This is a genomic window from Rhodococcus sp. H-CA8f (assembly GCF_002501585.1).
Taxonomy (GTDB): domain Bacteria; phylum Actinomycetota; class Actinomycetes; order Mycobacteriales; family Mycobacteriaceae; genus Rhodococcus_F; species Rhodococcus_F erythropolis.
This window is the reverse complement of the sequence record NZ_CP023720.1, coordinates 1,241,342-1,264,883: the sequence shown is the minus strand read 5'-3', so window position 1 is coordinate 1,264,883 and position 23,542 is coordinate 1,241,342. Positions and strand designations below refer to the sequence as shown.

The 23,542-nt window shown below is 63.2% G+C and carries 23 protein-coding genes; 6 read left to right on the top strand and 17 right to left on the bottom strand.

The window, feature by feature from the left end; all coding sequences use genetic code 11:
• Positions 1-6: 6 nt before the first annotated feature.
• The 7 genes from CPI83_RS06095 to purL all read right to left on the bottom strand — a co-directional run bounded on the left by CPI83_RS06095 (position 7) and on the right by purL (position 8,272).
• Positions 7-684 carry an AIM24 family protein gene (locus CPI83_RS06095; RefSeq protein WP_003939918.1) on the bottom strand — a complete coding sequence of 226 codons (678 nt, stop codon included), beginning with the start codon at positions 682-684 and terminating at the stop codon, positions 7-9.
• A gap of 3 nt (positions 685-687) precedes the next feature.
• Entirely contained in the window at positions 688-1,296 is a 609-nt protein-coding gene (locus CPI83_RS06090) for an AIM24 family protein (RefSeq protein ID WP_003940441.1), read from the bottom strand.
• A gap of 153 nt (positions 1,297-1,449) precedes the next feature.
• Positions 1,450-3,027, bottom strand: coding sequence for an amidophosphoribosyltransferase (gene purF, locus CPI83_RS06085; RefSeq protein WP_003940541.1), 1,578 nt, complete (start codon positions 3,025-3,027; stop codon positions 1,450-1,452).
• Positions 3,028-3,153: 126 nt separating this feature from the next.
• Positions 3,154-3,543, bottom strand: a complete 390-nt coding sequence (locus CPI83_RS06080) for a sterol carrier family protein (RefSeq protein WP_003939745.1) — start codon at positions 3,541-3,543, stop codon at positions 3,154-3,156.
• Complete coding sequence (locus CPI83_RS06075) at positions 3,543-4,199, bottom strand: CPBP family intramembrane glutamic endopeptidase (protein ID WP_069145672.1); 657 nt, start codon at positions 4,197-4,199, stop codon at positions 3,543-3,545. The genes CPI83_RS06080 and CPI83_RS06075 overlap by 1 nt, the downstream gene beginning before the upstream one ends.
• Positions 4,196-5,980, bottom strand: a complete 1,785-nt coding sequence (locus CPI83_RS06070) for an alpha/beta hydrolase (RefSeq protein WP_020908936.1) — start codon at positions 5,978-5,980, stop codon at positions 4,196-4,198. Before CPI83_RS06070 ends, CPI83_RS06075 begins: the two co-directional genes overlap by 4 nt.
• 3 nt (positions 5,981-5,983) lie before the next feature.
• Positions 5,984-8,272 (bottom strand): phosphoribosylformylglycinamidine synthase subunit PurL, encoded by a 2,289-nt coding sequence (gene purL / locus CPI83_RS06065; RefSeq protein ID WP_097386944.1) that lies wholly within the window; start codon positions 8,270-8,272, stop codon positions 5,984-5,986.
• Between the two features lie 250 nt (positions 8,273-8,522).
• On the opposite strand from purL, the gene CPI83_RS06060 reads away from it, so the two are divergent.
• The gene (locus CPI83_RS06060) at positions 8,523-9,500 is read left to right on the top strand and encodes a Dyp-type peroxidase (RefSeq protein WP_097386943.1); all 978 of its coding nucleotides are present in this window, start codon (positions 8,523-8,525) and stop codon (positions 9,498-9,500) included.
• Between the two features lie 11 nt (positions 9,501-9,511).
• Here CPI83_RS06060 and CPI83_RS06055 read toward each other — a convergent pair whose 3' ends face one another.
• Entirely contained in the window at positions 9,512-10,804 is a 1,293-nt protein-coding gene (locus CPI83_RS06055) for a M18 family aminopeptidase (RefSeq protein ID WP_198586337.1), read from the bottom strand.
• Between the two features lie 88 nt (positions 10,805-10,892).
• The gene (locus CPI83_RS06050; protein WP_020970627.1) at positions 10,893-11,246 is read right to left on the bottom strand and encodes a VOC family protein; all 354 of its coding nucleotides are present in this window, start codon (positions 11,244-11,246) and stop codon (positions 10,893-10,895) included.
• Between the two features lie 67 nt (positions 11,247-11,313).
• Here CPI83_RS06050 and CPI83_RS30700 point away from each other — a divergent pair, with 67 nt between their 5' ends.
• Positions 11,314-11,481 carry a hypothetical protein gene (locus CPI83_RS30700; RefSeq protein WP_157920612.1) on the top strand — a complete coding sequence of 56 codons (168 nt, stop codon included), beginning with the start codon at positions 11,314-11,316 and terminating at the stop codon, positions 11,479-11,481.
• 12 nt (positions 11,482-11,493) lie between these two features.
• Here the strand turns inward: CPI83_RS30700 and CPI83_RS06045 are convergent, their stop codons facing one another.
• The 3 genes from CPI83_RS06045 to CPI83_RS06035 all read right to left on the bottom strand — a co-directional run bounded on the left by CPI83_RS06045 (position 11,494) and on the right by CPI83_RS06035 (position 14,839).
• Complete coding sequence (locus tag CPI83_RS06045; protein WP_232816871.1) at positions 11,494-12,090, bottom strand: CatB-related O-acetyltransferase; 597 nt, start codon at positions 12,088-12,090, stop codon at positions 11,494-11,496.
• A 126-nt stretch (positions 12,091-12,216) separates the two neighbouring features.
• Complete coding sequence (locus tag CPI83_RS06040) at positions 12,217-13,446, bottom strand: acyl-CoA dehydrogenase family protein (protein ID WP_007733810.1); 1,230 nt, start codon at positions 13,444-13,446, stop codon at positions 12,217-12,219.
• A 91-nt stretch (positions 13,447-13,537) separates the two neighbouring features.
• Positions 13,538-14,839, bottom strand: a complete 1,302-nt coding sequence (locus tag CPI83_RS06035) for an alpha/beta hydrolase-fold protein (RefSeq protein WP_020908943.1) — start codon at positions 14,837-14,839, stop codon at positions 13,538-13,540.
• An 86-nt stretch (positions 14,840-14,925) separates the two neighbouring features.
• Here CPI83_RS06035 and CPI83_RS06030 point away from each other — a divergent pair, with 86 nt between their 5' ends.
• Positions 14,926-15,537, top strand: a complete 612-nt coding sequence (locus CPI83_RS06030; protein WP_042952822.1) for a phosphoribosylanthranilate isomerase — start codon at positions 14,926-14,928, stop codon at positions 15,535-15,537.
• Here the strand turns inward: CPI83_RS06030 and CPI83_RS06025 are convergent.
• A complete protein-coding gene (locus CPI83_RS06025) occupies positions 15,525-16,451 on the bottom strand; it encodes a hypothetical protein (RefSeq protein ID WP_021332097.1) in 927 nt (308 codons plus the stop codon). The two genes, CPI83_RS06030 and CPI83_RS06025, sit on opposite strands and share 13 nt — an antisense overlap.
• 213 nt (positions 16,452-16,664) lie before the next feature.
• Between CPI83_RS06025 and CPI83_RS06020 the strand changes: the two genes are divergently transcribed.
• On the top strand, positions 16,665-17,438 hold the full coding sequence (locus CPI83_RS06020) for an SDR family oxidoreductase (RefSeq protein WP_069145667.1): 774 nt from the start codon (positions 16,665-16,667) through the stop codon (positions 17,436-17,438).
• A gap of 32 nt (positions 17,439-17,470) precedes the next feature.
• Here the strand turns inward: CPI83_RS06020 and CPI83_RS06015 are convergent, their stop codons facing one another.
• Together CPI83_RS06015 and CPI83_RS06010 are read right to left on the bottom strand one after the other, a co-directional pair.
• Complete coding sequence (locus CPI83_RS06015) at positions 17,471-17,902, bottom strand: nuclear transport factor 2 family protein (RefSeq protein ID WP_046379194.1); 432 nt, start codon at positions 17,900-17,902, stop codon at positions 17,471-17,473.
• Positions 17,899-18,822 (bottom strand): alpha/beta hydrolase, encoded by a 924-nt coding sequence (locus CPI83_RS06010; RefSeq protein WP_097386941.1) that lies wholly within the window; start codon positions 18,820-18,822, stop codon positions 17,899-17,901. The genes CPI83_RS06015 and CPI83_RS06010 overlap by 4 nt, the downstream gene beginning before the upstream one ends.
• A 111-nt stretch (positions 18,823-18,933) precedes the next feature.
• On the opposite strand from CPI83_RS06010, the gene CPI83_RS06005 reads away from it, so the two are divergent.
• Positions 18,934-19,935 (top strand): NADP-dependent oxidoreductase, encoded by a 1,002-nt coding sequence (locus tag CPI83_RS06005; RefSeq protein ID WP_097386940.1) that lies wholly within the window; start codon positions 18,934-18,936, stop codon positions 19,933-19,935.
• Positions 19,936-19,990: 55 nt separating this feature from the next.
• Here the strand turns inward: CPI83_RS06005 and CPI83_RS06000 are convergent, their stop codons facing one another.
• Together CPI83_RS06000 and CPI83_RS05995 are read right to left on the bottom strand one after the other, a co-directional pair.
• Positions 19,991-21,139 (bottom strand): CoA transferase, encoded by a 1,149-nt coding sequence (locus CPI83_RS06000; protein WP_020908949.1) that lies wholly within the window; start codon positions 21,137-21,139, stop codon positions 19,991-19,993.
• Positions 21,136-22,308: an acyl-CoA dehydrogenase family protein gene (locus CPI83_RS05995; protein ID WP_046380332.1), complete on the bottom strand. Its 1,173-nt coding sequence runs from the start codon at positions 22,306-22,308 to the stop codon at positions 21,136-21,138. Before CPI83_RS05995 ends, CPI83_RS06000 begins: the two co-directional genes overlap by 4 nt.
• A gap of 159 nt (positions 22,309-22,467) precedes the next feature.
• On the opposite strand from CPI83_RS05995, the gene CPI83_RS05990 reads away from it, so the two are divergent.
• Entirely contained in the window at positions 22,468-23,538 is a 1,071-nt protein-coding gene (locus CPI83_RS05990; RefSeq protein WP_020908951.1) for a LacI family DNA-binding transcriptional regulator, read from the top strand.
• Positions 23,539-23,542 lie beyond the last annotated feature (4 nt).

The window sequence follows — 23,542 nt, the reverse complement described above, 5'->3', positions numbered from 1 at the left end:
GCCCTCTCAGAACTTCTGCTCGGACGCCTGGACCCAGACGGTGCCGGCGCCGGTCATCTTCAGCTGGATGGACTCCCCCGAGCCCTTGCCGACGGCTTCGCGCCAGCCGACGTTCGCGGAGATGTCGACGTTGATCTGACCGATGTGGCACACGTATGCCTGCGGGTCGACGACGACCTGAGGATTGTTCGGACCGACCTGCAACGGAATCGCGCCCCCGTGCGAGAGAACCGCGACGCTTCCCTGTCCGTGCAACTGCGTCGTGAACAGCCCTTGACCGGTCATCGCTCCGCGTACCGCTCCGCGCACACCGCCCTGCGACGTGAGAGCGACTATCGAACTCTGGAGGTAACCGTCATGTGCGAGGAGTCGGTCGGCTTCGACGGTGAGCATCGACGAACCGTCGAGGTGGATGACCTCGACGTACAAGCCGGCGTGCCCGTAGAAGACCTCACCGTTTCCCTCGGCCGCCATCATGCGTGCATGCTCGCCGGACATCATGCGGCCGGCCATCCCGGCGATACCGCCCATGTTCGGCATGGCGCCTGGCCCACCGCCCATGCTGTGCGGGATGAAGCGGACGTCACCGGTGTAGTAGAGCATCGACCCGGTGCGGGCGAGCACGTTCTGGCCAGGCGCGAGGGTCGACTTGACGACCTTGCTGTTCACCAATTCCAACGGCATGGTTCAGCGCTCCTCGGGCTGGATGTAGACGACTCCGGATCCGTCGAATCGCAGCGAGAACGCTTCACCGCTGCCACCGCCGATCGCGGAGCGCCAGGTGACGTCGGTGACGAAGCTCTGGTTGAGCTGGCCGCGGTGAGCGACGAATGCGTCGGGATCGGCAACCAGCGGATACTGCGGGCTGACTTCGAGCGCGATGATCGGTCCGCCCTTCGACAGCACGGCCACCAGACCGGTGCCGCTGACGACCGTCGTGAACAAGCCCTGTCCGGAACCTGCGCCGCGGAGGCCGGCAAATTTCACATCGGTTCGCAGCTGTCCGACCAGTGCGAGCAACTGTGACGCTTCCACGTGCAGAGCGTCGTTGTTGAGTTCGATGATCGTGATGTCCTGGGCGTCGACCGCGAAGTAGACGGTGCCTTGTCCGCTGACTTCCATCAGGGACAGTGATTCACCTGCCGCCTTCTGTTTCAGCGCGGCACGTAACCCTCCGCCACCGCCCATACCGGCGTTCTTGAAGGTGATCGCACCCTCGTACGCCACCATCGAACCGTTGATCGCTTTGATGGTGTCCCCCACCAGGTCTGCGACCAGTACCCGGTGCCCATCCATTCTCAGTTGCGCCACGGAGGGCACTATGCCAGATGCTCACGACGTATGCCGTGTCGTCGAACGGAAAGTCGTGGAACAGAAAATCTGCCGCCCACATGTTGTGGACGGCAGATTCTCGGCTATCGATTTTCGGCGCTTTGCAGCTTTCGGTGTTCAGGGGCGGCTGAGCGCGCTCGCGTTGTCGTTGTCGCGAGTGGCCGTCGAACCTGCGGTGCTCTCGAGCATCCCCTCGAGGACGTTCTTGCCGATCGACGTTTCCTTGGGAAGCGCGATCGGGTAGGTCCCGTCGAAGCATGCGGCGCACAGACGGCTGGCCGGCTGCTCGGTCGCGGCGATCATGCCTTCGGTGGAGATGTATCCGAGCGTGTCCGCTCCGATGGAACGACGCACACCGTCGAGCATTTCCTCGAACGTCGCATCCTGTCCGCCTGCTCCGTTGGCAATCAATTCGGCCGGTGAGGCGAAGTCGATGCCGTAGAAGCAGGGCCACTTGACCGGCGGCGAGGCGATACGGACGTGAATTTCGAGGGCGCCGGCTTCGCGGAGCATCCGGATGAGCGCACGCTGAGTGTTACCGCGGACGATCGAATCGTCCACCACCACAAGCCGCTTGCCGCGGATGACTTCCTTGAGCGGGTTGAGCTTGAGCCTGATACCGAGCTGACGGATCGTCTGCGACGGCTGGATGAAGGTACGGCCGACGTAGGCGTTCTTCATCAAACCCTGGCCGTAAGGAATGCCCGAACCCTGGGCATACCCGACGGCGGCGGGGGTGCCGGACTCGGGAACGGGGATGACCAGATCGCCTTCGGCGGGGTGCTCGCTGGCGAGCAGACGGCCGATCTCGACGCGGGTCGAGTGGACCGAACGGCCACCGATGACGCTGTCGGGACGCGCGAGGTAGACGTACTCGAAGACACAACCCTTGGGAGTCGGGTTCGCGAAACGCGAGGAGCGGACGCCGTCTGCGTCGATCGCGAGTAGCTCACCGGGTTCGATGTCGCGAACGAACGACGCGCCGACGATGTCGAGGGCTGCGGTCTCGCTGGCGACTACCCAACCGCGGTCGAGTCGACCGAGGCAGAGCGGGCGGATGCCGTGCGGATCGCGCGCTGCGTACAGCGTGTGCTCGTCCATGAAGGTGAGGCAGAACGCGCCCTCCAACGTGGGAAGCAATTCCATCGCGGCCTGTTCGATGGTGCTGTCGCCGGCAGCGTGTGCCAGGAGACCACCGATGAGGTCGGAGTCGGAAGTCGCGGCATTGGGGCGCTTGTCGTTGACCAGGCCGGCTGCACGGGTGCGGCTCGCGAGTTCAGCGGTGTTGACCAGGTTGCCGTTGTGGCCGAGCGCGATGCCGGTACCGGCAGTGGTCGTACGGAAGATGGGCTGCGCGTTCTCCCACGTCGTGGAACCGGTGGTGGAGTAACGGCAATGTCCGACGGCGACATGTCCTGGCATCGCTGCGAGAGTCTGCTCGTCGAATACCTGGCTGACCAGGCCGAGATCCTTGAACACCAACACCTGGGAGCCGTCGGCTACCGCAATGCCGGCAGCTTCTTGACCACGGTGCTGAAGTGCGTACAGGCCGTAATAAGTGAGCTTCGCCACATCCTCTCCCGGCGCCCAGACGCCGAATACACCGCATTCTTCGCGGGGCTCGTTCTCGTCCTCGTCGGACGGGTTCGAAGCGAGGAGATTTGGACTGTTGACCGACAGATCGGCACGAGTCACCGGGCGCTCCCTTTGTGGGCAGGGGTTGGGGGGCATCCACAGTCTACGGCCATTTTGGGACACACTTCCCCTGAGGGCAGCCTTGGGCCTCAGATCACGCCGAAGCGAACCGGATGGTCTCTGTCACTACGCCAACCGGAGCAGTGGGAGCCAGTGCGCAATTTCGGGGGCGCGGCTCCCTGAGGCGTCGACTCGCCCGTCACCTGCGGCCTCGGAAAACTCGAGCAGTCCGGTGACCATCTGCAACCACGTGCGAGCGTCCGTCTCGACAACGTTTGGCGGGGTTCCGCGCGTATGACGTGGACCTTCGATGCATTGCACGGCGACAAACGGCGGCACCCGCACCTCGACGCTCGATCCGGGGGCGATCTGTTCGAGAGTGCGCGCACTCATCTTCACTGCGGCGCCGAGTTCAGCGCGAGAAGGCTTCGGAAGTTCCGGATCGCGAAGCCACGGGCCGACAGCCAGGACTGCGGCACGGAATTCGGCGGGGTCGACGGCGCGGCGGGGCGGCATCAGTTCACTCCCTGTCTTCGAGTAGCGATACGAACGGCAAGTGCGCCACCGGCATTGGTCGCGAGGTGCAGCAATGCCGGTGCGAGGACGCTGCCACCCCTGCGATGCAGCCACTCGAACAGCAGTGCCGCCGCGCCGGTGAATGCCACTGCAGCGGGAACGTTGTCGCCGGCACCGCGGGCGGGGGCGACGTGCCACAACCCGAAAGTCAGTGCATGAACAGCCTGCGCGGTGGGACGGTTCAGCTCACGATTCCAGACTGCGGACATCGCGCTACGGAACAACAGTTCCTCGGAAAGCACCGTGCCGAAGGGGATGTGCAAGATGATCCATTCGAGGAAGTCCTCACGGCCGTCTGCTCGCTCGTCGGCAGCGAGTGTCGCACGCAAGGACGGGACAACCAGAGCGGCGCTGTATCCGGTGAGGACCGCCCCGGCCGCGGCTCCGCCGAACTGGGCACCACCACGAATTCCGGTGTGTGCCAATCCGAGTTCCTCGCGGGTGTAACCACGTGCGAGTAAGACTCCGATGGCCGACAGACCGGCCGCGGTGTTGACTACGGCGCGAGCGCGAGGCGAAAGACCGAATGCCGGAAGCACGACGTTGCTCCAGGTGATCGCGGCGGCGGAGAGCGCGATCGAGGCGACTCCCTTCACTTCTCGGGGCCCTCGGACTTCACGGCGACAACCAACGCCGACCGCACCCGCTCGGTTTCTGCGGCCGTCCATCCCTCGGGCTGGGCGACGCTGATCCAGGCGTCCAGAACGGAGGTTCCGTAATTGTGACCGTGACCGTCCGGAACTCCCGCGGCGTTACCGAGGTCTGCGGACACCTGCCAGAACGTCACGACCGGGAACCATTTCATCGACGGTGAGCGGTCGAACCCCGGTACTTCCTTGAGCCACTCGGGCCGGTTGAACATGAGGTCGGGTGACCACCACACCACCGGATCGGAAGGATGCTGGACAAACAGAACTCGCGGCTGCGGCCACGTCATACCGTCGGTCGGGATGTCTTCGGAGCGATCCGCGAACCGGACTCCGGCCAGACCGTCCGCGTACACGGGCGCCACTTCGGGAGTGCCGGGATCGCGCCTCTTCTCGATCGAACGCCACAACTGCGTCGCGTTCGGCGGACCTACCCACAGAATTCCGTCGGCGGTATCGCGCGCCGCCTGCAGTGTGTCGAATGCCCCCGCGCCGGCCATGACGCCGAGGCTCTCGCCGTAGACCATGAACTTCGGTCTGGTGGCTTCCGGTTCCTGAAGCCATCTTTCGTGTACCCGCTCGATCAACAGGCGCCCGGCAGCTTGCGCCTTCTCCTGGTCTGCGAGGAACGAAATCCAACTCGGCAGGTACGAGTACTGGCTGGCGACAAGAGCAGTGTCGCCGCCATGTACAAGTTCGATTGCCTGTGCCGCAGTGGGATTGACCCACCCTGTACCTGTCGTCGGAATGACCACGAGGACCTTGCGTTGGAAGGCGCCGGTTCGCTCCAGTTCCTTGATGACCAGATCCATACGCTCTTCGGGATCTTCGGCGCTTTCGAGTCCGGCATACACGCGAATCGGATCCATCGCGGGCTTACCGGTTGCCGCTTCGAGTTCCTGGGCGTCCAGTCCACGCGAGACGAAGTTGCGCCCCTCGAACCCCAATGTGTCCCAGGGAGCAGCAGATTCGGGGCTACCCGATTTCATCGGATCCTGCGGTTCGACGACGCCGTCGCGAGTGGTCGAGTTCTGCAGACTGAAGATCGAGTTGGTCGCGGCATAGATTCCGCGGACCAGAACGCCGTCGACCAACATGAAGAACAGGACGGTGACAACCAGGACGCCGACACCATTGGCCACAGACCGCGACCAGTGGAACCGCCGCATCAGCTGTCGGGCAATCAGTTTCACCAGATCGTGGAGGACCCGCCAGATCGAGATGAGCAGGCCGCCGATGAAGAGGCTCAATCCGAGGGTTCGGATGTAGCCGGAGGTGGTTGTGCCTTCGGCGTCGGTCAGCGCCGCAATTTCGCGTTGCCACCCGGCGGCGTAGACCAACATGATGATCGCCGCGACGATGGATGCGACCGGTACGAAGACCTTGATCGCGGAAGGCACCGGCTCGGGAAGGGGCCACCACCGTCGACCGCTGAGCAGGTATCGCTCCACAGCCCAACCGATCGCGGTGCCGACGCCGTAGCCGATGGCCGAGTTGATGCCGCCGATCAGACCCTGGAAGAGCCAATCGCGCGGCAGCAACGACGGCGTCAGAGACCAGCAGAAGAAGAACGCGGCAAACGCGATGCCGGTGAAGTCGAGTTTGAGGAGCCCCCACGCCCACTCGGTGAAGCGGTTGTCGAACTTCTCGAGAGATGCGGGAACAGCCAGCCGCAGGTGGTGTTCCTGCGGCTGGCTGTCAGAAGAAGTCAGTTCTCCGGAATCGACCATCTATCACCCGAACAGTGCGGGCAGCGTTCCCTCGAAGGCCTCACGGAGCTTGGCCATCGTGACGGAGAAGTGTCCCTGGACCTCGACGGAGTCGCTGCCCTCGTCGACGACCCCGATACGCGTCCACGGCAAGCCGCGAGCGGTGCACATACCGGTGAAGCGGGTCTCCTCGGTGCGAGGAACCGCAACCAGGACGCGTCCGGACGATTCCGAGAACAGGGTCACGAACGGATCTGCGCCCTCGGGAATCAGGATGCGGCAACCGGTTTCGCCGGCCAGCGCGGCTTCGACGACAGCCTGGGCCAGTCCACCCTCGGAGAGGTCGTGAGCTGCGGTGACCAGTCCGTCACGCGAGGAGGCGAGCAGGATGTCCGCAAGCAGCTGCTCACGGGCGAGGTCGACCTTCGGCGGCACGCCACCGAGGTGACCGTGCTCGACCTGCGACCAGATGGAACCGTCGAACTCGTCGTGGGTGTCGCCGAGCAGGATCAGCGTCTCGCCAGGCTCGAGTCCGAGGCCCGTCGGGATACGGCGGTGAACGTCGTCGATCACACCGAGGACGGCGACCACCGGCGTCGGCAGGATGGCCGTGGATCCGGTCTGGTTGTAGAAGCTGACGTTGCCGCCGGTGACGGGGATGCCGAGGGTGGCGCAGCCGTCGGCGAGGCCGCGAACGGCCTGCTGGAACTGCCACATGACACCCGGGTCCTCGGGAGAACCGAAGTTCAGGCAGTTGGAGACGGCCTTGGGCGTTGCGCCCGTGACTGCCACGTTGCGGAAAGCCTCGGCCAATGCGAGCTGCGCACCGGTGTACGGATCGAGCGCGGTGTAGCGGCCCGAAGCGTCGGTGGACAGTGCGATTCCGCGTCCGGTCTTCTCGTCGATGCGGATGACACCGCCGTCGGCGTTCTCGGCCAGGACGGTGTTACCGCGGACGTAGCGGTCGTACTGCTCGGTGATCCACTTGCGGCTGCACAGGGCAGGCGAGGCGATCATCTTCAGCAGGGTCGCTTCGAGCTCGGCGTCGGTTTCGGGACGCTTCAGTCCGGCGGTCGTATTCGCGATCAACGCGTCCTGGCTTGCCGGGCGCTCGACGGGACGGTGGTAGACCGGGCCTTCGTGAGCGACGGTGCGCGGGGGAACGTCGACGACGGTCTCGCCGTGCCAGGAGATGGTGAGGTGCTCACCGTCGGTGACCTCGCCGATGTCGGTGGCCAGGACGTCCCACTTCTTGCAGACCTCCATGAACGCATCGACGTTCTCGGGCGTGACCACGGCGCACATGCGCTCCTGCGATTCGCTGGAGAGCACCTCGGCGGGGGTCATGCCGGTGGCGCGCATCGGAACCTTCTCGAGGTTGATGTGCATGCCGCCGTCACCGGCTGCAGCCAGCTCGGAGGTGGCGCAGGACAGTCCGGCGCCGCCGAGGTCCTGGATACCGACAACGAGGCCGGCCTTGTAGAGGTCGAGACAGCACTCGATGAGCACCTTCTCGGTGAAGGGGTCGCCAACCTGAACCGCAGGGAGCTTCTTACGTCCGCCGGTGTCTCCACCCTCGTCGTCGAACGTCGCCGACGCGAGGACCGAGACGCCGCCGATGCCGTCGAGACCGGTGCGTGCGCCGAACAGGATGATCTTGTTGCCTGCACCCGAAGCGAAGGCCAGATGCAGATCCTCGACGCGCATGACGCCGGCTGCCAGTGCGTTGACCAGCGGGTTGCCTGCGTAGGACTCGTCGAAGACCGTCTCGCCGCCGATGTTGGGGAGGCCGAGGGAGTTTCCGTATCCACCGACACCACGCACGACACCGTCGACGACGCGACGGGTATCGGGGGCGTCAGCAGCACCGAACCGAAGCTGATCCATGACGGCGATCGGACGAGCACCCATGGCCATGATGTCGCGGACGATGCCACCGACACCGGTTGCCGCACCCTGGTAGGGCTCGACGTACGAGGGGTGGTTGTGGCTCTCGACCTTGAACGTGACTGCCCAGCCGTCACCGATGTCGACGACGCCGGCGTTCTCGCCGATTCCGGCCAGCATGTTGGCGCGCATCTCGTCGGTGGTGGTCTTGCCGAAGTATCCGAGGTGGACCTTCGAGGACTTGTACGAGCAGTGCTCGCTCCACATCACCGAGTACATCGCCAGTTCGGCGTCCGTGGGACGGCGGCCCAGGATCTCCTTGATGCGTGCGTATTCGTCGTCCTTGAGACCGAGCTCCTTGAACGGCTGAGCGGCATCGGGATCAGCCGATGCGTGCGTGACGGTATCGACCTGGTGAGCAGACACTGGAGAGTGGTCCCTTCCCTACGGGAGTCAAGAGGCAAGCCGGCGCGGAGCGGGACACCACGAATGTGCCCAACGAAAGAACGTGCCGGGGGACAGTCTATCGGTGTGGGCCGACGACTTCCGCAGACGGCAGCACCCGCAACACCTCCAGGCCTGCGAAGTATCGCCCGTCACACCCGCCCCGGTTTGGGTAATCCGGTCGGTTTTCTTAAGGTCAGGCCGGTTCATTCTTTCCCTCGAAAGGTCTCGCATGCCCCAGGATGTTCGTCAAGCCGACCTCACGGCACAGTCCCAGTCGGTGACCACTCCCCTCACTCCGGCTGCAATTTTCCTGGTCGCGACCGTGAATCCGGGTGGCGAGAACACCACACGAGAACTGCTCGCCGATGTCGCCGGCCTGCAGCGGGCTGTGGGGCTGCGTGTCCCTGGATCGGGTTTGGACGTCGTGACGAGCATCGGTTCGATGGCCTGGGATCGACTGTTCGCCGGTCAGCGCCCTGCGCTGCTGCACCCGTTCACCGCTTTGCAGGGTGACGTCCACTCGGCGCCGTCGACTCCCGGTGATCTGCTCTTCCACATCCGCGCGATGAGTATGGACGCGTGTTTCGAGGTGGCTCGGCAGATCACGAAGCGAATGCACGGCGCGGCCACGGTGGTCGACGAGGTTCACGGCTTCCAGTACTTCGAGAACCGCGACCTCATCGGCTTCGTCGACGGCACCGAGAATCCGGTCGGCCGCGACGCCGTCGCCGCAGTGACGGTCGGCGACGAGGATCCTGCGTTCACCGGCGGCAGCTACGTCCATATCCAGCGCTACATCCACAGGATGCGCGATTGGGAAGCAATCACCGTCGACGAGCAGGAGCGTGTGATCGGGCGCAGCAAGCTCGAGGACATCGAGATGACGTCCGACGTGAAGCCGGCCAACTCGCACGTCGCGCTCAACGCGATCAAGGACGAGAACGGCAAGGCTCTCGAGATCCTGCGTGCCAACATGCCGTACGGGCGCCTCGGTGACGACGAGATCGGCACCTTTTTCATCGGCTACTGCCGCACGCCTGCCATCACCGAACGGATGCTGGAGAACATGTTTCTCGGCGACCCCCGCGGCAACTACGACCGACTACTCGACTTCTCGACGGCCGTGACGGGCTCGATGTTCTTCACACCGAGCGCCGACTTCTTCGAGGGTCTCCCGGCCGCACCCGCCGGGCTCTCAGCACTTTAACTACGCGACCTCTAACTTCGAGGCGTGAGGAAGGCACCGAGCGCGTCGGCATACATGCGGACGTCTGCCGCGCCCATCAACTCGCGGGCAGAGTGCATCGCGAGCTGGGGTGCGCCGACGTCGACGGTGGACAGTCCGGTCCGTGATGCCGTGATGGGTCCGATGGTGGAGCCGCACGGCAGATCGGCGCGGTGGACGTAGCGCTGCATCGGCACTCCCGCCTGATCACACGCGAGCGCGAATTCGCCTGCACCGGCCGCATCGGTGGCGTATCGCAGGTTCTGGTTCACCTTGAGTACAGGCCCACCGTTGATCTCGATCCGATGAGCGGGCTCGTGGCGGTCCGGGTAGTTGGGGTGCGTCGCGTGAGCCATGTCGCCCGACGCACACACCGAGCCCGCCATCGCCTGCAGGAATTCTTCGCGGCCACCACCGCGCCCCAACACGATCCGTTCGAGCACGGTGTTCAGCAGATCTGAGAAAGCTCCACGGTCGGACATGCTGCCGACCTCTTCATGATCGAAGAGTGCGAGCACCGGGACCTGCTGACCGGGTGACTCGACTGCGGTCAGAAGTGCTTGTGTCCCTGCATAACACGTGCCCTGATTGTCCAGCCGAGGGGCGCTGACCAATTCCTTGTCCACCCCCACGACTGTGCTGGGCGCAAGATCGTGTGTCATCAATTCCCAGCCGAGAACCGACGACGCGGCTACACCCGCACGCTCGGCGACAAATCCGATGAACGACTTGGGTTTCGAACCCACTCCCCAGATTCCGTTGACGTGCCGCTGCGGATCCAGCGTCACGCCCTTGCGATCTTCGGACAGGTGGATAGCCAACTGCGGAACACGCAGAATCGGGTCGTCGATGCGAACCAGCTTCTGCTCCACCGTGTTTCCCACCCGGACACTCAATCGGCCAGAGATACCGAGATCGCGGTCGAGCCAAGAGTTCAGCCACGCACCACCATACGGTTCGAGGCCCACCATCTGCCACCCGGCCGAAGTGAGGTCGGGATGCTGTTTGACCCGCAGATTCGGGCTGTCGGTGTGACCTCCGACGATCCGGAACGGAGCGGTGTTTCCCACGCCCTCGGTGCTCCAGGCAATCAGCGAACCACCGCGCACGAGGAAGTACCGTCCGGGCTCGGCGGGCCACGACTGCGTTTCGTGGACTTCGACGAACCCACCGGCCGTCAGCTCGGTCGCCACCGTCGCGCACACATGGAACGGCGACGGTGACGAATCGACGAAGCTGCACAGGCCGACTGCGTCGGCCCCGGTCCGAGAAGTCTGAGAAGTCATGCCCCTCATCATGCCCGGATCGGTGCCCGCGGAATCAGTGGGCACGAAATCAGTGGGCGCGAATCGGGTGAGCTCAGAACCTGTCAGCTCAGGCGTGAGGACCGGACACGCAGAACTGGTTCCCATCAGGATCGAGGAGCGTCACCCAACGGAAACCGTCCATGTTCTCGCGGTGGTGCTCGGTTGCTCCGGCCTCGACGAGCCGCGCCACCTCGGCGTCGAGATCCGGACTCCCCAAATCGAGATGGATGCGATTCTTGCCGGCAGTGGGGTCCGGGACCTTCTGGAATGCGAAGTTGGTGGCGCTGTCAGGGACCGCGACGATGTAGAACCAACCGTCGTTCTCCTCGACGATGTTTCCGCCCAACTGCGCCGCCCACCACGTTGCGAGCGGACCGGGATCGAGACTGTCGAAAGTGATCATGCCGAGTGTGAGAGTCATGCGCACAAGCTAATACAAGCCACCGACAAAGAGTCTCGATCTCGGGCCGAGATGAGACGATCCTCGAATGCGATTCACAACGCTGCGCGACCGCGTTGCGGAACCACTCTTCGCCGTTATCCACTTCGACCTCGAGCCGAACCTGATCACCTTCACCGCAACAGGTCTTGCCGTCGGCCTTCTCGCGGCCGCCCTGCTTTATGTCCGGAACTACTCGCTCACTCGATCGAACTAGCAGATCGGTAGATCACTCAACCGCTTCGAGTTCCGAGACACTTCCGTCCGAGATCACTCGGACGTGGCGGGTGATCTTCTCGATCGGCCAGTCCCACCACGCAATTCGCACCAACTTCTCGATGTCTTCAGCGCTGAAGCGACGCTTGATCTCCATTGCCGGGTTGCCGCCGACAATTGCGTAGTCCGGGACGTCGCGTGTTACGACTGCGCCGGTGGACACGATCGACCCGTGGCCGATCCGGACACCGGGCATGACTGTCACGTCCCCGCCGAACCACACGTCGTTCCCCACGACGGTGTCACCGCGCGACGGCAAATCCTGCACCAAATCCATGTGCCGGGCCCAATCGCCGCCCATGATCGGGAACGGGTAAGTGGAGACACCGTTCATACGATGGTTCGCGCCGTTCATGATGAAGGTGACACCGGTGGCCAGGGCGCAGAACTTTCCGATCACCAGTTTGTCGGGACCGTAGTGATGCAACACGTTTCGAGTCTCGAACTCTTCGGCGAACTCCGGATCGTCGTAGTAGGTGTACTCCCCTACCTCGATCAACGGGTTGTCGATCAACGGCTTCAGCAACACCACTCGTGGTTGCCCGGCCATCGGATGAACATTTGTGGTATCTGGCGCGTTCACTGCTTACTCCGATCCGCCGGCGCGGTGTCGCCGACCGCAGCAAGACTATCCGGTTCCTGCTGCGGTCGACCGACCAGCGAAAACGTTCCGGTGTCAGCCCAGGAGGCCCTTGGCGATATGGGTGACCTGAATTTCGTTGCTGCCCGCATAGATCATGAGCGACTTGGCATCACGCGCCAACTGCTCGACTCGGTATTCGGCCATGTAGCCGTTTCCACCGAACAGCTGTACGGCTTCCATCGCGACCTCGGTCGCTGCGCGCGACGAGTACAGCTTCATCGCCGACGCCTCCGCCAGGCTCACTTTGTCTCCGGCCGCGGTGCGCTCGATCGCGTTGAAGACCATGTTCTGCACGTTGATTCGAGCGACCTCCATCTCGGCGAGCTTGAGCTGGATGAGCTGGAACTGCCCGATCTCACGTCCCCACAGTTTGCGGGACTTCGCGTATTCGATGCTCAGACGGTGACATTCGTTGATGATGCCCAGCGAGAGCGACGCGATGCCGATGCGTTCGGCGGCAAAGCTCTCCTTGGCGCTGGACTTTCCGTCGGACTTTCCGCTGTCCTCGGTTTCGCCGAGCAGACGATCCTTGGTGATGCGGACGTTGTCGAAGAACAGCTCACCGGTGGGCGAGGAGTTCATTCCCATCTTCTTGAACGGCGGGCTCTGCGTGAGCCCCTCCATGCCCTTGTCGAGGATGAAGGCGAGCACCTTGCGGTCACGACGATCAACCGAAGCGTCCCCCTCGTCGAGCTTTGCGTAGACGATCATCACGTCGGCGTACGGACCGTTGGTGATGAAGGTCTTGTTGCCGTTGAGGATGTAGTCGTCACCGTCGCGGCGTACGTAGGACTTCATACCGCCGAAGGCATCCGAGCCGGAGTCCGGTTCGGTGATCGCCCATGCACCGACGGTTTCGAATGTCACCAAGCCGGGGAGCCAGCGTTCCTTCTGCGCGAGTGTGCCGCGGCTGCGGATAGTTCCAGCGGCCAATCCGAGGCTGACGCCCAACGACGCGACAAGACCGAGGCTGACGCCGGCCAATTCGCTGTTGAGCACAACGCCCATGCTGCCGGCGCCACTGAAGGCGCTCGACTTCTCACCGTCACCGGACGGAGCATCGCCGCGCTCGCGTGCGAGCGACTTCTCGAGGCCCTCGCGTGCCATGTCGGCCAGACCGAAGGTCGAGTACAGCTTGCGAATGATGTCGAACGGCGGTAGCGCACCACTTTCGAGCTCGTCGACGTGAGGTCGCACCTCTTTGTCGATAAAGCCCCGCAAGGCGTCGCGGAACATCAGGTCGGTGTCGGACCACTCGTACATGTGCCTGAACTCCAGTCGGTGAACGATCGAGAGACTGCCGAACGGCAGCCACACACCGAATATAGAACACGTTCCAAAACCGGAACAGGATTCAGCTGATCAGACCCATTCGCTGCGAGATCCACGTCAGCTCCTGCTCGACGCCGGCCGACCACACCGAAAAGCTGTGACCACCGGGAAGCTCGAGATATCTGGCGTCCATTCCGGCCGCTTTGGCCGCTTCGTACACCTTTTGCTGGCCGGGCTTGAACTCGTTGTCATCTGTTCCGACCACAAACACTCCGCCCGAGTTCGGGAACTTCCGGGTCGCCAGCAGGTCCATCGGATTCACCTTCACGAATGCCGCCTCGTCGCCGCCGAATATCTCGTCGACGGTTCGCTGTCGGTCACCGAGCGAGGGCTCCAACTGACCGGAGAGATCGAGGAACGTCGGATACACGTCGGGGTAGTTGGTAGCCATCTGCAGCGAGCAGGTACCGCCGTAAGAGAGTCCGCCGATGGCCCACGCCCTCGGGTTCGTGTCGATCTGGAACGCATTCGCCACTGCAGCGGGCAAATCCTTTGCCAGGTACGTGCCGACCTTGCCCTGCGACGAGTCGGTGCACAGCGGATTGGCCATCTGCGAGCCTGTTCCATCGGCTATCACGACGACCGGCGCCAACCCCTCGTGATCCCGGGCAAAAGCATCCATTGTCGCGGTGAGCTTTCCGCCCTGGAGCCAGTCCTCGGGCTTGCCAGGCTGACCGGCCATGAGCACCAGGACGGGCAGTAGTGGACGCGGATTGGTGAAGTACGACGGCGGCAGATACACCTGGGCGTCACGTGCGGAGAATCCCGAAATCGTTCCGGGAACAGGCAAAGTCGTGACTCGTCCGCGAATCGGCATGCCTTCCGGCGCTTTCCACACCGTGTCGGTGGGATCGCCGGTGACAACAGGATCCGTCGGACCGGGAACTTCGCTGAGTGAAATGCGGTCGAAATCATCGTGTCCGAAGGCAATTCCCACCGTCGGGTAGGCAGCAAAGACCAGATTGATCTGCGTCGCGGCGGTGACGATGACCAGAACGGTCGCAACGACGGACACCACCGCCTTCGCGATCGTTCCGCCCGCCTTGATTCGCGGCCCGAGAAGTAGCACCGCGTAGATACCGATTCCGATCCACACGTAGATCGACATCTCGATGGGATCCGGGAACGGCACGATCACCTTTTCGACGGTGATCCAGACGGCGATCATGATCACCAGTGCGATCAGCCCCGCGATCGGTACCGCTCTGCGGTAGTACCAGCGAACGCTCGAACCGAGCAGCCACACACCACCCAGGACCCCGAGCACAGTCAGGATCACCGGCAGTGGTCCCGAGATCAAACTGATTCGGTAGAGCCAGTCCACGTCAAGCCTCTCGCACGTAGAAATGTCGCACGCACGAGGCTAGACGACCACGCTGATACGGCGACGACGCTAGTACTGTGTATCAGGTGACATTCATCAAGGTCTGTGGGCTGCGGGACGCTGACACGGTCGACCTCGCGGTGGGTCTGGGCGTCGACGCCATCGGTTTCGTCTTCGCCGAGAGCGTCCGCAAAGTCGACCCCGCACTCGCAGTCGATCTTCTTGCACGAATCCCCGAACACATCCGGGCAATCGGAGTATTTCTCGGGAACCCGATCGATCAGGTCCTCGAGATCGCCGAGATCACCGGTCTTCGTACCGTGCAGATTCACGATCTGGTCGACGCCGAGCAAGTGCAGCGGCTGCACGACGCCGGCCTCACTGTCATCCGCGCTGTTGTCTCCAGCAACGTCCGCGACGGTTACAACCTCGACCTCGGCGAGGACGAACTTCTGATCGACGGCGCCGACGCCGGATCCGGCGTGCCGTGGGACTGGGCACAACAGCAATCGCGCCCCCAAGGCCAGTGGATCCTGGCGGGCGGACTGTCCCCGGAGAACGTCCGTGACGCTCTTGATGCCACCGGTGCCTGGGGCGTCGATGTCTCCAGCGGCGTCGAGTCTTCCCGCGGCGTCAAGGACCACGCTTTGATCGAGAAGTTCGTCAGCGCTGTCCGGCAGACCGATCACTCGAAATAGGACGCATAGTCACTGAAGGCGATTTGACCGGTGGGACTCGCCTTCACGGCGTCGGCAACGGCAGGCGGAATGGGAGCCCAGTGCGCAGGCATGGCCGCCGCCAGTGACGGCTTCAAGATGTAGAGCAGTGCGAAGTTCACTATCCAGAGCGGCGGCGCCATCGACATGCCGACTTCCGAACTCACATCGCCTTTGGTGTTGGTCACCAGCTGTGCTTCTCCCGAAATCTGTTGCGCTGCAAATCCGTAGACTGCCTGCACCGTGTATGCCGACTGATAGAGCGCAATCAGAGTGTGCGTCGCACCGTTGTTGCGCAACCAGGTGCCCACGAAACCGCCAGGGGCGATCAGCGTATTCACCTGTCGCGTCGGCGCATCCGCGTTGGCCGGACTCTCCAGCAATCCGTCGGGATTCACGTACAACCCGTAACTGGCCAGAACCGACGGCGTAGTGCCGGAATAGAGGGGCCGCCCGTTCGTATTGGTGAGAATCCGAGCGCATTCGTCGATCACCTCGGCATCCTCGAGATTGCCACCGATCCCACCGCCGGTCATGAGGTCGCGATACTGCTCCTCGGTCAAAGCGTCGGCTGGCTCGAGTCCGATCTGCGCGGCAATCTCTTCCGCAGTCTGCTGACCGAGTGGCTGGTTGAGTTGATCCGGAGTAGTCATCTGCGTGGGCGCGACGCTCTCGTAGACCGGTGCCCCGGCAAAAGGGATCACGAACCCGGTATCGACATTCTCTGCAACCGGTTGCGCGCCGGCCATCTGAGTGGTGGCAAACGAAAGTACGCACACCCCAACCAAAGCCAGAACCGAGACGGTCCCGCGATGAGACCTTGCTCGGTGAGATTCTTGTCCACGTCTACAGCCCTCGCCTGAGAAAGCCTTGCCTGCAATTCCATTGCCGCGCATAGGTCAACCTCCCGGGACACAGTCCGGCGAATCAACTCGAGCTTGCATCTCAGTCAAACGCTGTGACCAGCGCCGTGTCAAGACACTGGTCAGGTCGAGGCACCTACGGCGACAGCTCGCTCGATACAGTCGACAGCTCGCCCGCTACAGTGATGCTTCCAACTGAAGTGACCTCACCCCATTTGAATTGCAAGACATCTCTGGAGGCGAGCAGTGTCTGACAGGCGCGGGACCGTGTTGATCACCGGCGTCGGCCGGAGCAAGTCGATCGGAGCAAGCCTCGCATTGGGTCTCGCCGAGGATGGTTGGGATCTGACGATCGGCTACTGGGCGCCTTATGACGAACGCGTCGGGTTCGTCCGCGGAGCGCACGATCCGCAGGACGTTGCCGAGAAGTGTCGCGCACTCGGGAGCCGTGTCGACCTGGTTCCCGGAGATCTGGCCTCGCCGGATGCGGCCGCACAGCTCGTTGACGCTGCCGCATCGCGGAATGACCTTCGTGGGCTGGTTCTCTCGCATTGCGAAAGCGTCGACAGCTCGATCCTCGATACCACCGTCGAGAGCTGGGAACGACATTTCGCCGTCAACGCCCGCGCCTCTTGGCTGCTGATCAAAGCGTTCGCTGAACGCCTTCCGGAGCAACGCGAAATCAGTCAGGTGACCGGGCGGATCATCGCACTCACCAGCGACCATGCGGCCCATAATCTTCCGTACGGGGCCAGCAAGGGCGCTCTCGACCGCATCGTCATCGCCGCCGCAGTCGAACTGGGATCACGCGGCGTAAGGGCAAACGTCATCAACCCAGGACCGATCGACACAGGATGGATGACACCGGAGATCAGACAGGCCGCAACCCTCCAGACCCCTGCCGGCCGGCTGGGTACTCCCGGCGACACTGCAGACCTCGTTCGATTTCTGATGTCCGACGCCGGAGGCTGGATAACAGGACAACTCCTTCACTCCAACGGTGGATTCCGCACCAGCTGAGCAGGCAGACTGGGCCCGCGCCCGGACTCAGGTCAGGCCTTGTAGGTCGGTAGCGTCTGCCCGAGCCTGCGGCCCATCTCGGCAGCCAATGCGGCGAGCCCGCTGGCCGGACGCACCATGACCTCGAAATCGACGATCTTGCCGTCCTCGTCGAATTCGACCATGTCGATTCCCTTGAGGCTCTTGTCTCCGATGTTCGCACTGAATTCGAGAACGACCTGCCGACCGTTGGCTCCGGCGAACTGACGGTGGTACTCGAAATTCTCGAACACCTGGATCACCGTATTGAGAATGAGCACAACGGCATCCGCGGACTGGTACGGCTTGAATCCGGTTGGCGATCGGAACTGCGCGTCGGGCGCGACAATGGTCGGTAGTGCCGACAGGTCACCGGTTTCGATCATGGTGTGCCACAACTGCAGTGCAGCTTCAACTTTCGGTTCGAGAGTCAATTCCGTGCTCATGCTTCTACCCTTTCCTCGATGTTACCTGCCGCTTGATTTACCGGCACTTGACTTGCGACGGCCCACGCACTCAACACAGTTCGCACCCCGGTCACGAGTTGCAACGGCTGATCGATCATGACGTGATGGCCGGCTTCGGGAATCTCCGCCACGATGGCCTCCGGTCCGAACAGTCCACGCATGTGCTCCATGAGTCGATCGGACACGATACCGTTCTCAGCTCGGAAATAGGCTACGCGGCAACGTGGTTCACTGTCGAGAACATCTTCGGCGCCAACTCGGAGAAAGAAGTTTGGATCGAATTTCCATGACCAACCGCCATCAACTTCCTCCATGGACGTGGCTGCCACATGGTCACGCACCGCAGGCAGTCCCGAATCCTGGGGCGGAACGAAGCGGAATCGACCCATCGCGTCTTCCCTGGTGGGATAAACTTTCTTGGGGCCGAACGCATTCTGGCGTCGAGCTGCCTCCTCTTCGGGCGTCCGCGCCTTGAGTGGCGAATCGATGATGACAACGCCGTCCAACAGTTCGCCGTGCAGATGCGAGGCCACGAAGGAAACAATCCCACCCATACTGTGCCCCACCAGAATCGGCTTGCCGTCGATTCCCCCGGCCTCGGCCGCCGCCAGCACCTCGCGAGCCCACTGGGATATCGCGTAGGCATCGCGAGTGTCACTGTCTCCGTGGCCCGTCAAGTCGAGAGCGACGACGCGCCGCCCCTCGGCGAACTGCGGCGCGATGTGATCCCACCAGCGACTGTGGGCTGCGCCGCCGTGGACCAACACAATTCCCGGCCCCGCCGACCCCCAAGCCCGAAAGTGCACCGAAGCGCCCTCGACTTCCACCGACCCCGTCTCGACCGGCGCTTCCAGCGCCCGAGTGAACCAACCAGGCGCGTCTTCGACGACATTGCTCATCGATCGAACATACATAGTCGTCAATCGGTTCATCCAACTCTTCCCAGTTCGTGATCCATCACCTATATTGAATCCGGCCTCAAGTTCAATTCGTTTCGCCGAAGGGGAGAGATGACCAACCGCCAAGTACGCCTCGCCACCCGCCCGACAGGACTTCCCGACGCTTCCACCTGGGAATATGTCGACGCCGAGATCCCGTCCGCCGGGCCGGGTGAGTTTGTCGTCAAGGTCGAATACCTCTCCCTCGACCCCGCGATGCGCGGTTGGCTCAACGACGTCAAGTCGTACGTTCCGCCGGTCAAGCTCGGTTCCGTCATGCGCGCCCACGGCGTCGGACGCATCACCGAATCCCAACACCCCGATTACCAGGTCGGGGACATCGTGGCGGGATCGTTCGGCGCTTCCGAGTACGGAGTGTCCGACGGAACAGATGTGACCCGGGTCGACGAATCGATCGCTCCCCTACCGACCTGGCTCGGAGCTCTCGGATTCCCCGGCGTCACCGCATATTTCGGACTGCTCGACGTCGGAAAGCTGAAAGACGGTGACACCGTCGTCGTATCCGGTGCTGCGGGCGCGGTCGGCAGCCTGGTCGGTCAGATCGCAAAGCTCCACGGATGCAAGGTCATCGGCATCGCCGGCGGTCCGGAGAAGTGCGCGTGGCTCACCGAGGACCTCGGCTTCGATGTCGCCATCGACTACAAGAACGAATCCGTCTACAAGGCGCTCAAGTCCAACGCTCCCGACGGTATCGACGTGTACTTCGACAACGTCGGCGGAGAAATTCTCGACGCTGCTCTCTCCCGTCTGCGCCTGGGCGCTCGGGTGGTCATCTGTGGCGCCATCGCAGGTTACAACGCCACCGAGCCTCAGCCAGGCCCCGCGCACTACCTGTCACTTCTCGTCAACCGGGCCACGATGGCCGGCTTCGTGGTCTTCGACTACCTCGATCGCTACGCAGAAGCTCAGGAGCAGATCGGAAAGTGGATCAAGAGTGGCGAATTGACTGCCCGCGAGCACGTCGTCGCCGGGGGTATCGACGCGTTCGGCGACAGCCTCAACCTTCTCTTCGCCGGTGCGAACACCGGAAAGCTGGTCCTGAAGGTCAGCTGAGTCACCCACACACGCAGATCGGCCACCGGGTATTCCGGTGGCCGATTCGCTTGGGTCAACTGACTCCCGACGGAGTGGGAACGCTGTCTTCCCCCAACCGCGGCGGGGCCGACCGATAGGTTGCCGGCGTGCCGCTCATCCGAATCGGATTGGCTACCTGCCGGGTCGGTGCATCGCGACGCGGGTCGTCGATGGACACCACCGGATCGAGATTCAGTCGCTCCGCCAGCGCTATCGCGTCGGCGATGTCGTTGAGAGGTCCACACGGGACACCTCGCTCGGTCAGCGCCTCGAACCACGAGTCTGCAGTGCCCTTGGCCAACGCAGCAGTGACGGCATCGAACAACTCTTCTCGATGCGCGACCCGATCCCGGTTCGAGATGAACCGCACATCCGCGGCAAGTTCGGGAACTCCGAGAACCTCTGTCAACGAACCGAATTGCCGGTCGTTGCCGACAGCGAGGACCAGCGGACGGTCCGCGGTGTCGAATACCTCATATGGTGCGATGCTCGGATGTCGATTGCCCATTGCCTGAGGCACCACGCCCGCGGCAACATAGCCGGACGACTGGTTGGCGAGCGCGGAGAGCAACGAGGACAACAGATTGACCTCGACGTGCTGTCCTTCGCCCGTTCGATCGCGATGGCGCAGCGCTGCAAGGATTCCCACGCTGGCGTGTAGGCCCGTGATGACGTCGACCACCGCGACGCCGACCTTGGTGGGAGTCTTGGAATCGGGGCCGGTGATACTCATCAATCCGCCCACCGCCTGGATCAACAGGTCGTATCCCGGCAAAGAGTTGTTGCCACCGAAGCCGCTGATCGAGCAGTAGACCGCACGCGGATTCATTTCTCGCACAGAGTCGTAACCCAATCCCAGCCGGTCCATCGTTCCCGGCAGGAAGTTCTGAACCACTACATCCGCGCCGCGAACCAACTCACGCGCACTCTCCAGATCCTCCTGCTCGCGCAGATCCAGAGTGACCGACTTCTTGTTGCGGTTCACCGACAGGAAGTAACTCGACTCGTCCCCGACCCATGGCGGACCCCAACTACGAGTGTCGTCGCCGACACCCGGACGTTCGATCTTGACTACCTCCGCGCCGAGGTCGGCGAGAATCATCGTGGCGTACGGGCCGGCGAGGACGCGACCGAAATCAGCGATCACCAGCCCGTCGAGTGCTCCGACAGCGTCGACCGTCACCGGAACGCTTCTTCACCGGTGAGAGCGCGACCGATCACGAGCTGGTGAACCTCGGAGGTGCCCTCGTAGGTGAGAACGGATTCGAGGTTGTTGGCGTGCCGAATCACGGGGTACTCGAGCGTGATGCCGTTGGCGCCCAAAATGGTGCGGCATTCACGGGCGATCTTGATGGCCTCGCGGACATTGTTGAGCTTGCCGGTACTGACCTGCTCGGGGCGAACCGTCCCGGCGTCCTTGAGGCGTCCGAGGTGGATGGCGAGCAACTGCCCCTTGCCCAATTCGACTGCCATGTCGGCGATCTTGGCCTGGGTGATCTGGTACGCGGCGAGCGACTTGTCGAAGACCTTGCGATCACGCGCGTAGGAAATCGCGGTCTCGAGGCAGTCACGTGCGGCACCCATCGCGCCGAAGATGATGCCGAAGCGTGCCTCGTTGAGGCAGCCGAGGGGCCCGGAAAGTCCGCGTGCCTTGGGCAGCATCGCCGAGGCAGGAAGACGCACGTCCTCGAGCACCAGTTCCGAGGTGACCGACGCGCGCAGCGACATCTTGTTCTTGATCTCGGGGGCGGAGAATCCCGGAGTATCGGTGGGAACGACAAATCCGCGCACGCCGTCGTCTGTTCGCGCCCAGACCACGGCGACGTCCGCAATGGAGCCGTTGGTGATCCACATCTTGGTGCCGTTGAGGATCCAGTCGTCGCCGTCGCGCTTGGCGTTGGTTCGCATACCGCCGGGGTTGGATCCGAAATCGGGTTCCGTGAGACCGAAGCAGCCGATGGCTTCACCCGCCGCCATCCGGGGGAGCCATTCTTCCTTCTGCTCTTCACTTCCGTTGTGGTGGATCGCGAACATGGCCAGTGAGCCCTGGACCGAGACGAGGCTGCGAATGCCCGAATCGACAGCTTCGAGTTCCTGGCAGGCCAACCCGTACGCCGTGGCGCTCATTCCGGCACAGCCGTAGCCCTCGAGGTGCATGCCCAGAACGCCGAGCGCGCCCAGTTCCTTGGCCAGCTCACGCGCCGGCAGTGCTGCCGCTTCGAACCATTCACCTATGTGCGGGCGGATGCGATCGTCGACCATCTTGCGGACCGTGTCGCGGATCGCGATCTCCTCGGCGTCCAGCAGGGTGTCGATGGCAAAAAGCTCGGACAGGGACTGCGGCGTGGTCACGGGGCCTCCAGTGTTCTCGGGCGCAATCCATTGCGAGAACGATTGCGCAATCGTTTGCATCGCCTAGAGTAGAGCCCGGTTGCACACCCGTCAATCCCCGGACGGCCAACCGACTCAGAACCAGCTCAGAACCGACGCACACCAGGAGCCCCGACGCAGATGACGCCCGATCCGTCGAACCGCAGCAACGGCCGTCCGCCAACGCTGCGCGAAATCGCCGACCAGGCCGGGGTCCACATCTCGACGGCGTCGCGGGTCCTCCGTCAGCCCGAGCCCGCCGACGGTTGGTCCGACTCCGCACTCCGAGTTCGTCAGGTTGCCGAGGAACTCGGTTACCAACCGAACCTGTGGGCGGCCAGCCTGCGTACCCGCAAGACCACCACCATCGGCGTCGTGATGCCGAGGCTGACGGACGTCGTGGTGGCCACGATGTTCCAAGGCATCGAGGAAGCCGCCACCGCAGCCGGGTACTCCGTGCTGCTCTCCAGCCCACCCGACGATCTGGACGCGCAGCGCAAAGCGGTCGAGTTCCTGGTCAGCCGACAGGTCGACGGTCTCATGCTGAGCAGCATCCACCTGCCGGGTACCGATTTCGTCGACTCGCTCCCCCTGCGCTCACTCCCGATCCTGCTGCTGAACCGGCACATCGACTCGGCGACGTCGTCTCCGAACCGAGGTCTTCCCTTTGTCAGCGGCGACGACCGACTCGGCGGCTACCTCGCGGGGAAGCATCTTCTGGACTGCGGCTATCGCGATCTCGGAGTGATCGCGGGGCCGGATCACGCCAGCACGTCGCGGGAACGCGTCGCGGGTTTCCGCGATGCCCTGACCGAAGCCGGTCTAGCACTGCCGCCGAACCGAATAGTGGCGTCCGAGTTCGAAGTTCAAGGGGGTGTCGATGCGGCGGCGACATTGCTCGGTGGAGATTCACGCCCCGACGCCGTCTTCACGGTGAGCGACACCATCGCGATCGGCGTACTCGGTGTGGCACGTGATCTCGGGTTGAGCATTCCCGACGATCTTGCGCTGGTCGGCTACAACGACATTCCGGTTGTCTCGCAACTCCCGGTGCCCCTGACAACGGTGAGGTCCCCCGCCCGAAAGATCGGCGCGACCGGGCTCGAGCACCTACTCGCACTGATCTCCGGCAAGAACGTCGAATCCGTGAAACTTCCCGTCGAACTGATCGTGCGAGCCTCCACCAGAAAGCCTGCCAGTCGAAAACTCTGAGCAG

What these genes read in the sequence shown, in the direction of transcription:
- CPI83_RS06050 (WP_020970627.1), bottom strand. Translation starts at nt 11,246, where the DNA reads ATGACTCTCACACTCGGCATGATCACTTTCGACAGTCTCGATCCCGGT.
- CPI83_RS06060 (WP_097386943.1), top strand. Translation starts at nt 8,523, where the DNA reads ATGCCCCAGGATGTTCGTCAAGCCGACCTCACGGCACAGTCCCAGTCG.
- CPI83_RS06005 (WP_097386940.1), top strand. Translation starts at nt 18,934, where the DNA reads ATGACCAACCGCCAAGTACGCCTCGCCACCCGCCCGACAGGACTTCCC.
- CPI83_RS06090 (WP_003940441.1), bottom strand. Translation starts at nt 1,296, where the DNA reads ATGGATGGGCACCGGGTACTGGTCGCAGACCTGGTGGGGGACACCATC.
- CPI83_RS05990 (WP_020908951.1), top strand. Translation starts at nt 22,468, where the DNA reads ATGACGCCCGATCCGTCGAACCGCAGCAACGGCCGTCCGCCAACGCTG.
- CPI83_RS06055 (WP_198586337.1), bottom strand. Translation starts at nt 10,804, where the DNA reads ATGACTTCTCAGACTTCTCGGACCGGGGCCGACGCAGTCGGCCTGTGC.
- CPI83_RS06015 (WP_046379194.1), bottom strand. Translation starts at nt 17,902, where the DNA reads ATGAGCACGGAATTGACTCTCGAACCGAAAGTTGAAGCTGCACTGCAG.
- CPI83_RS06070 (WP_020908936.1), bottom strand. Translation starts at nt 5,980, where the DNA reads ATGGTCGATTCCGGAGAACTGACTTCTTCTGACAGCCAGCCGCAGGAA.
- CPI83_RS30700 (WP_157920612.1), top strand. Translation starts at nt 11,314, where the DNA reads ATGCGATTCACAACGCTGCGCGACCGCGTTGCGGAACCACTCTTCGCC.
- CPI83_RS06045 (WP_232816871.1), bottom strand. Translation starts at nt 12,090, where the DNA reads ATGGCCGGGCAACCACGAGTGGTGTTGCTGAAGCCGTTGATCGACAAC.
- CPI83_RS06095 (WP_003939918.1), bottom strand. Translation starts at nt 684, where the DNA reads ATGCCGTTGGAATTGGTGAACAGCAAGGTCGTCAAGTCGACCCTCGCG.
- CPI83_RS06010 (WP_097386941.1), bottom strand. Translation starts at nt 18,822, where the DNA reads ATGAGCAATGTCGTCGAAGACGCGCCTGGTTGGTTCACTCGGGCGCTG.
- CPI83_RS06080 (WP_003939745.1), bottom strand. Translation starts at nt 3,543, where the DNA reads ATGCCGCCCCGCCGCGCCGTCGACCCCGCCGAATTCCGTGCCGCAGTC.
- CPI83_RS06040 (WP_007733810.1), bottom strand. Translation starts at nt 13,446, where the DNA reads ATGTACGAGTGGTCCGACACCGACCTGATGTTCCGCGACGCCTTGCGG.
- CPI83_RS06025 (WP_021332097.1), bottom strand. Translation starts at nt 16,451, where the DNA reads ATGCGCGGCAATGGAATTGCAGGCAAGGCTTTCTCAGGCGAGGGCTGT.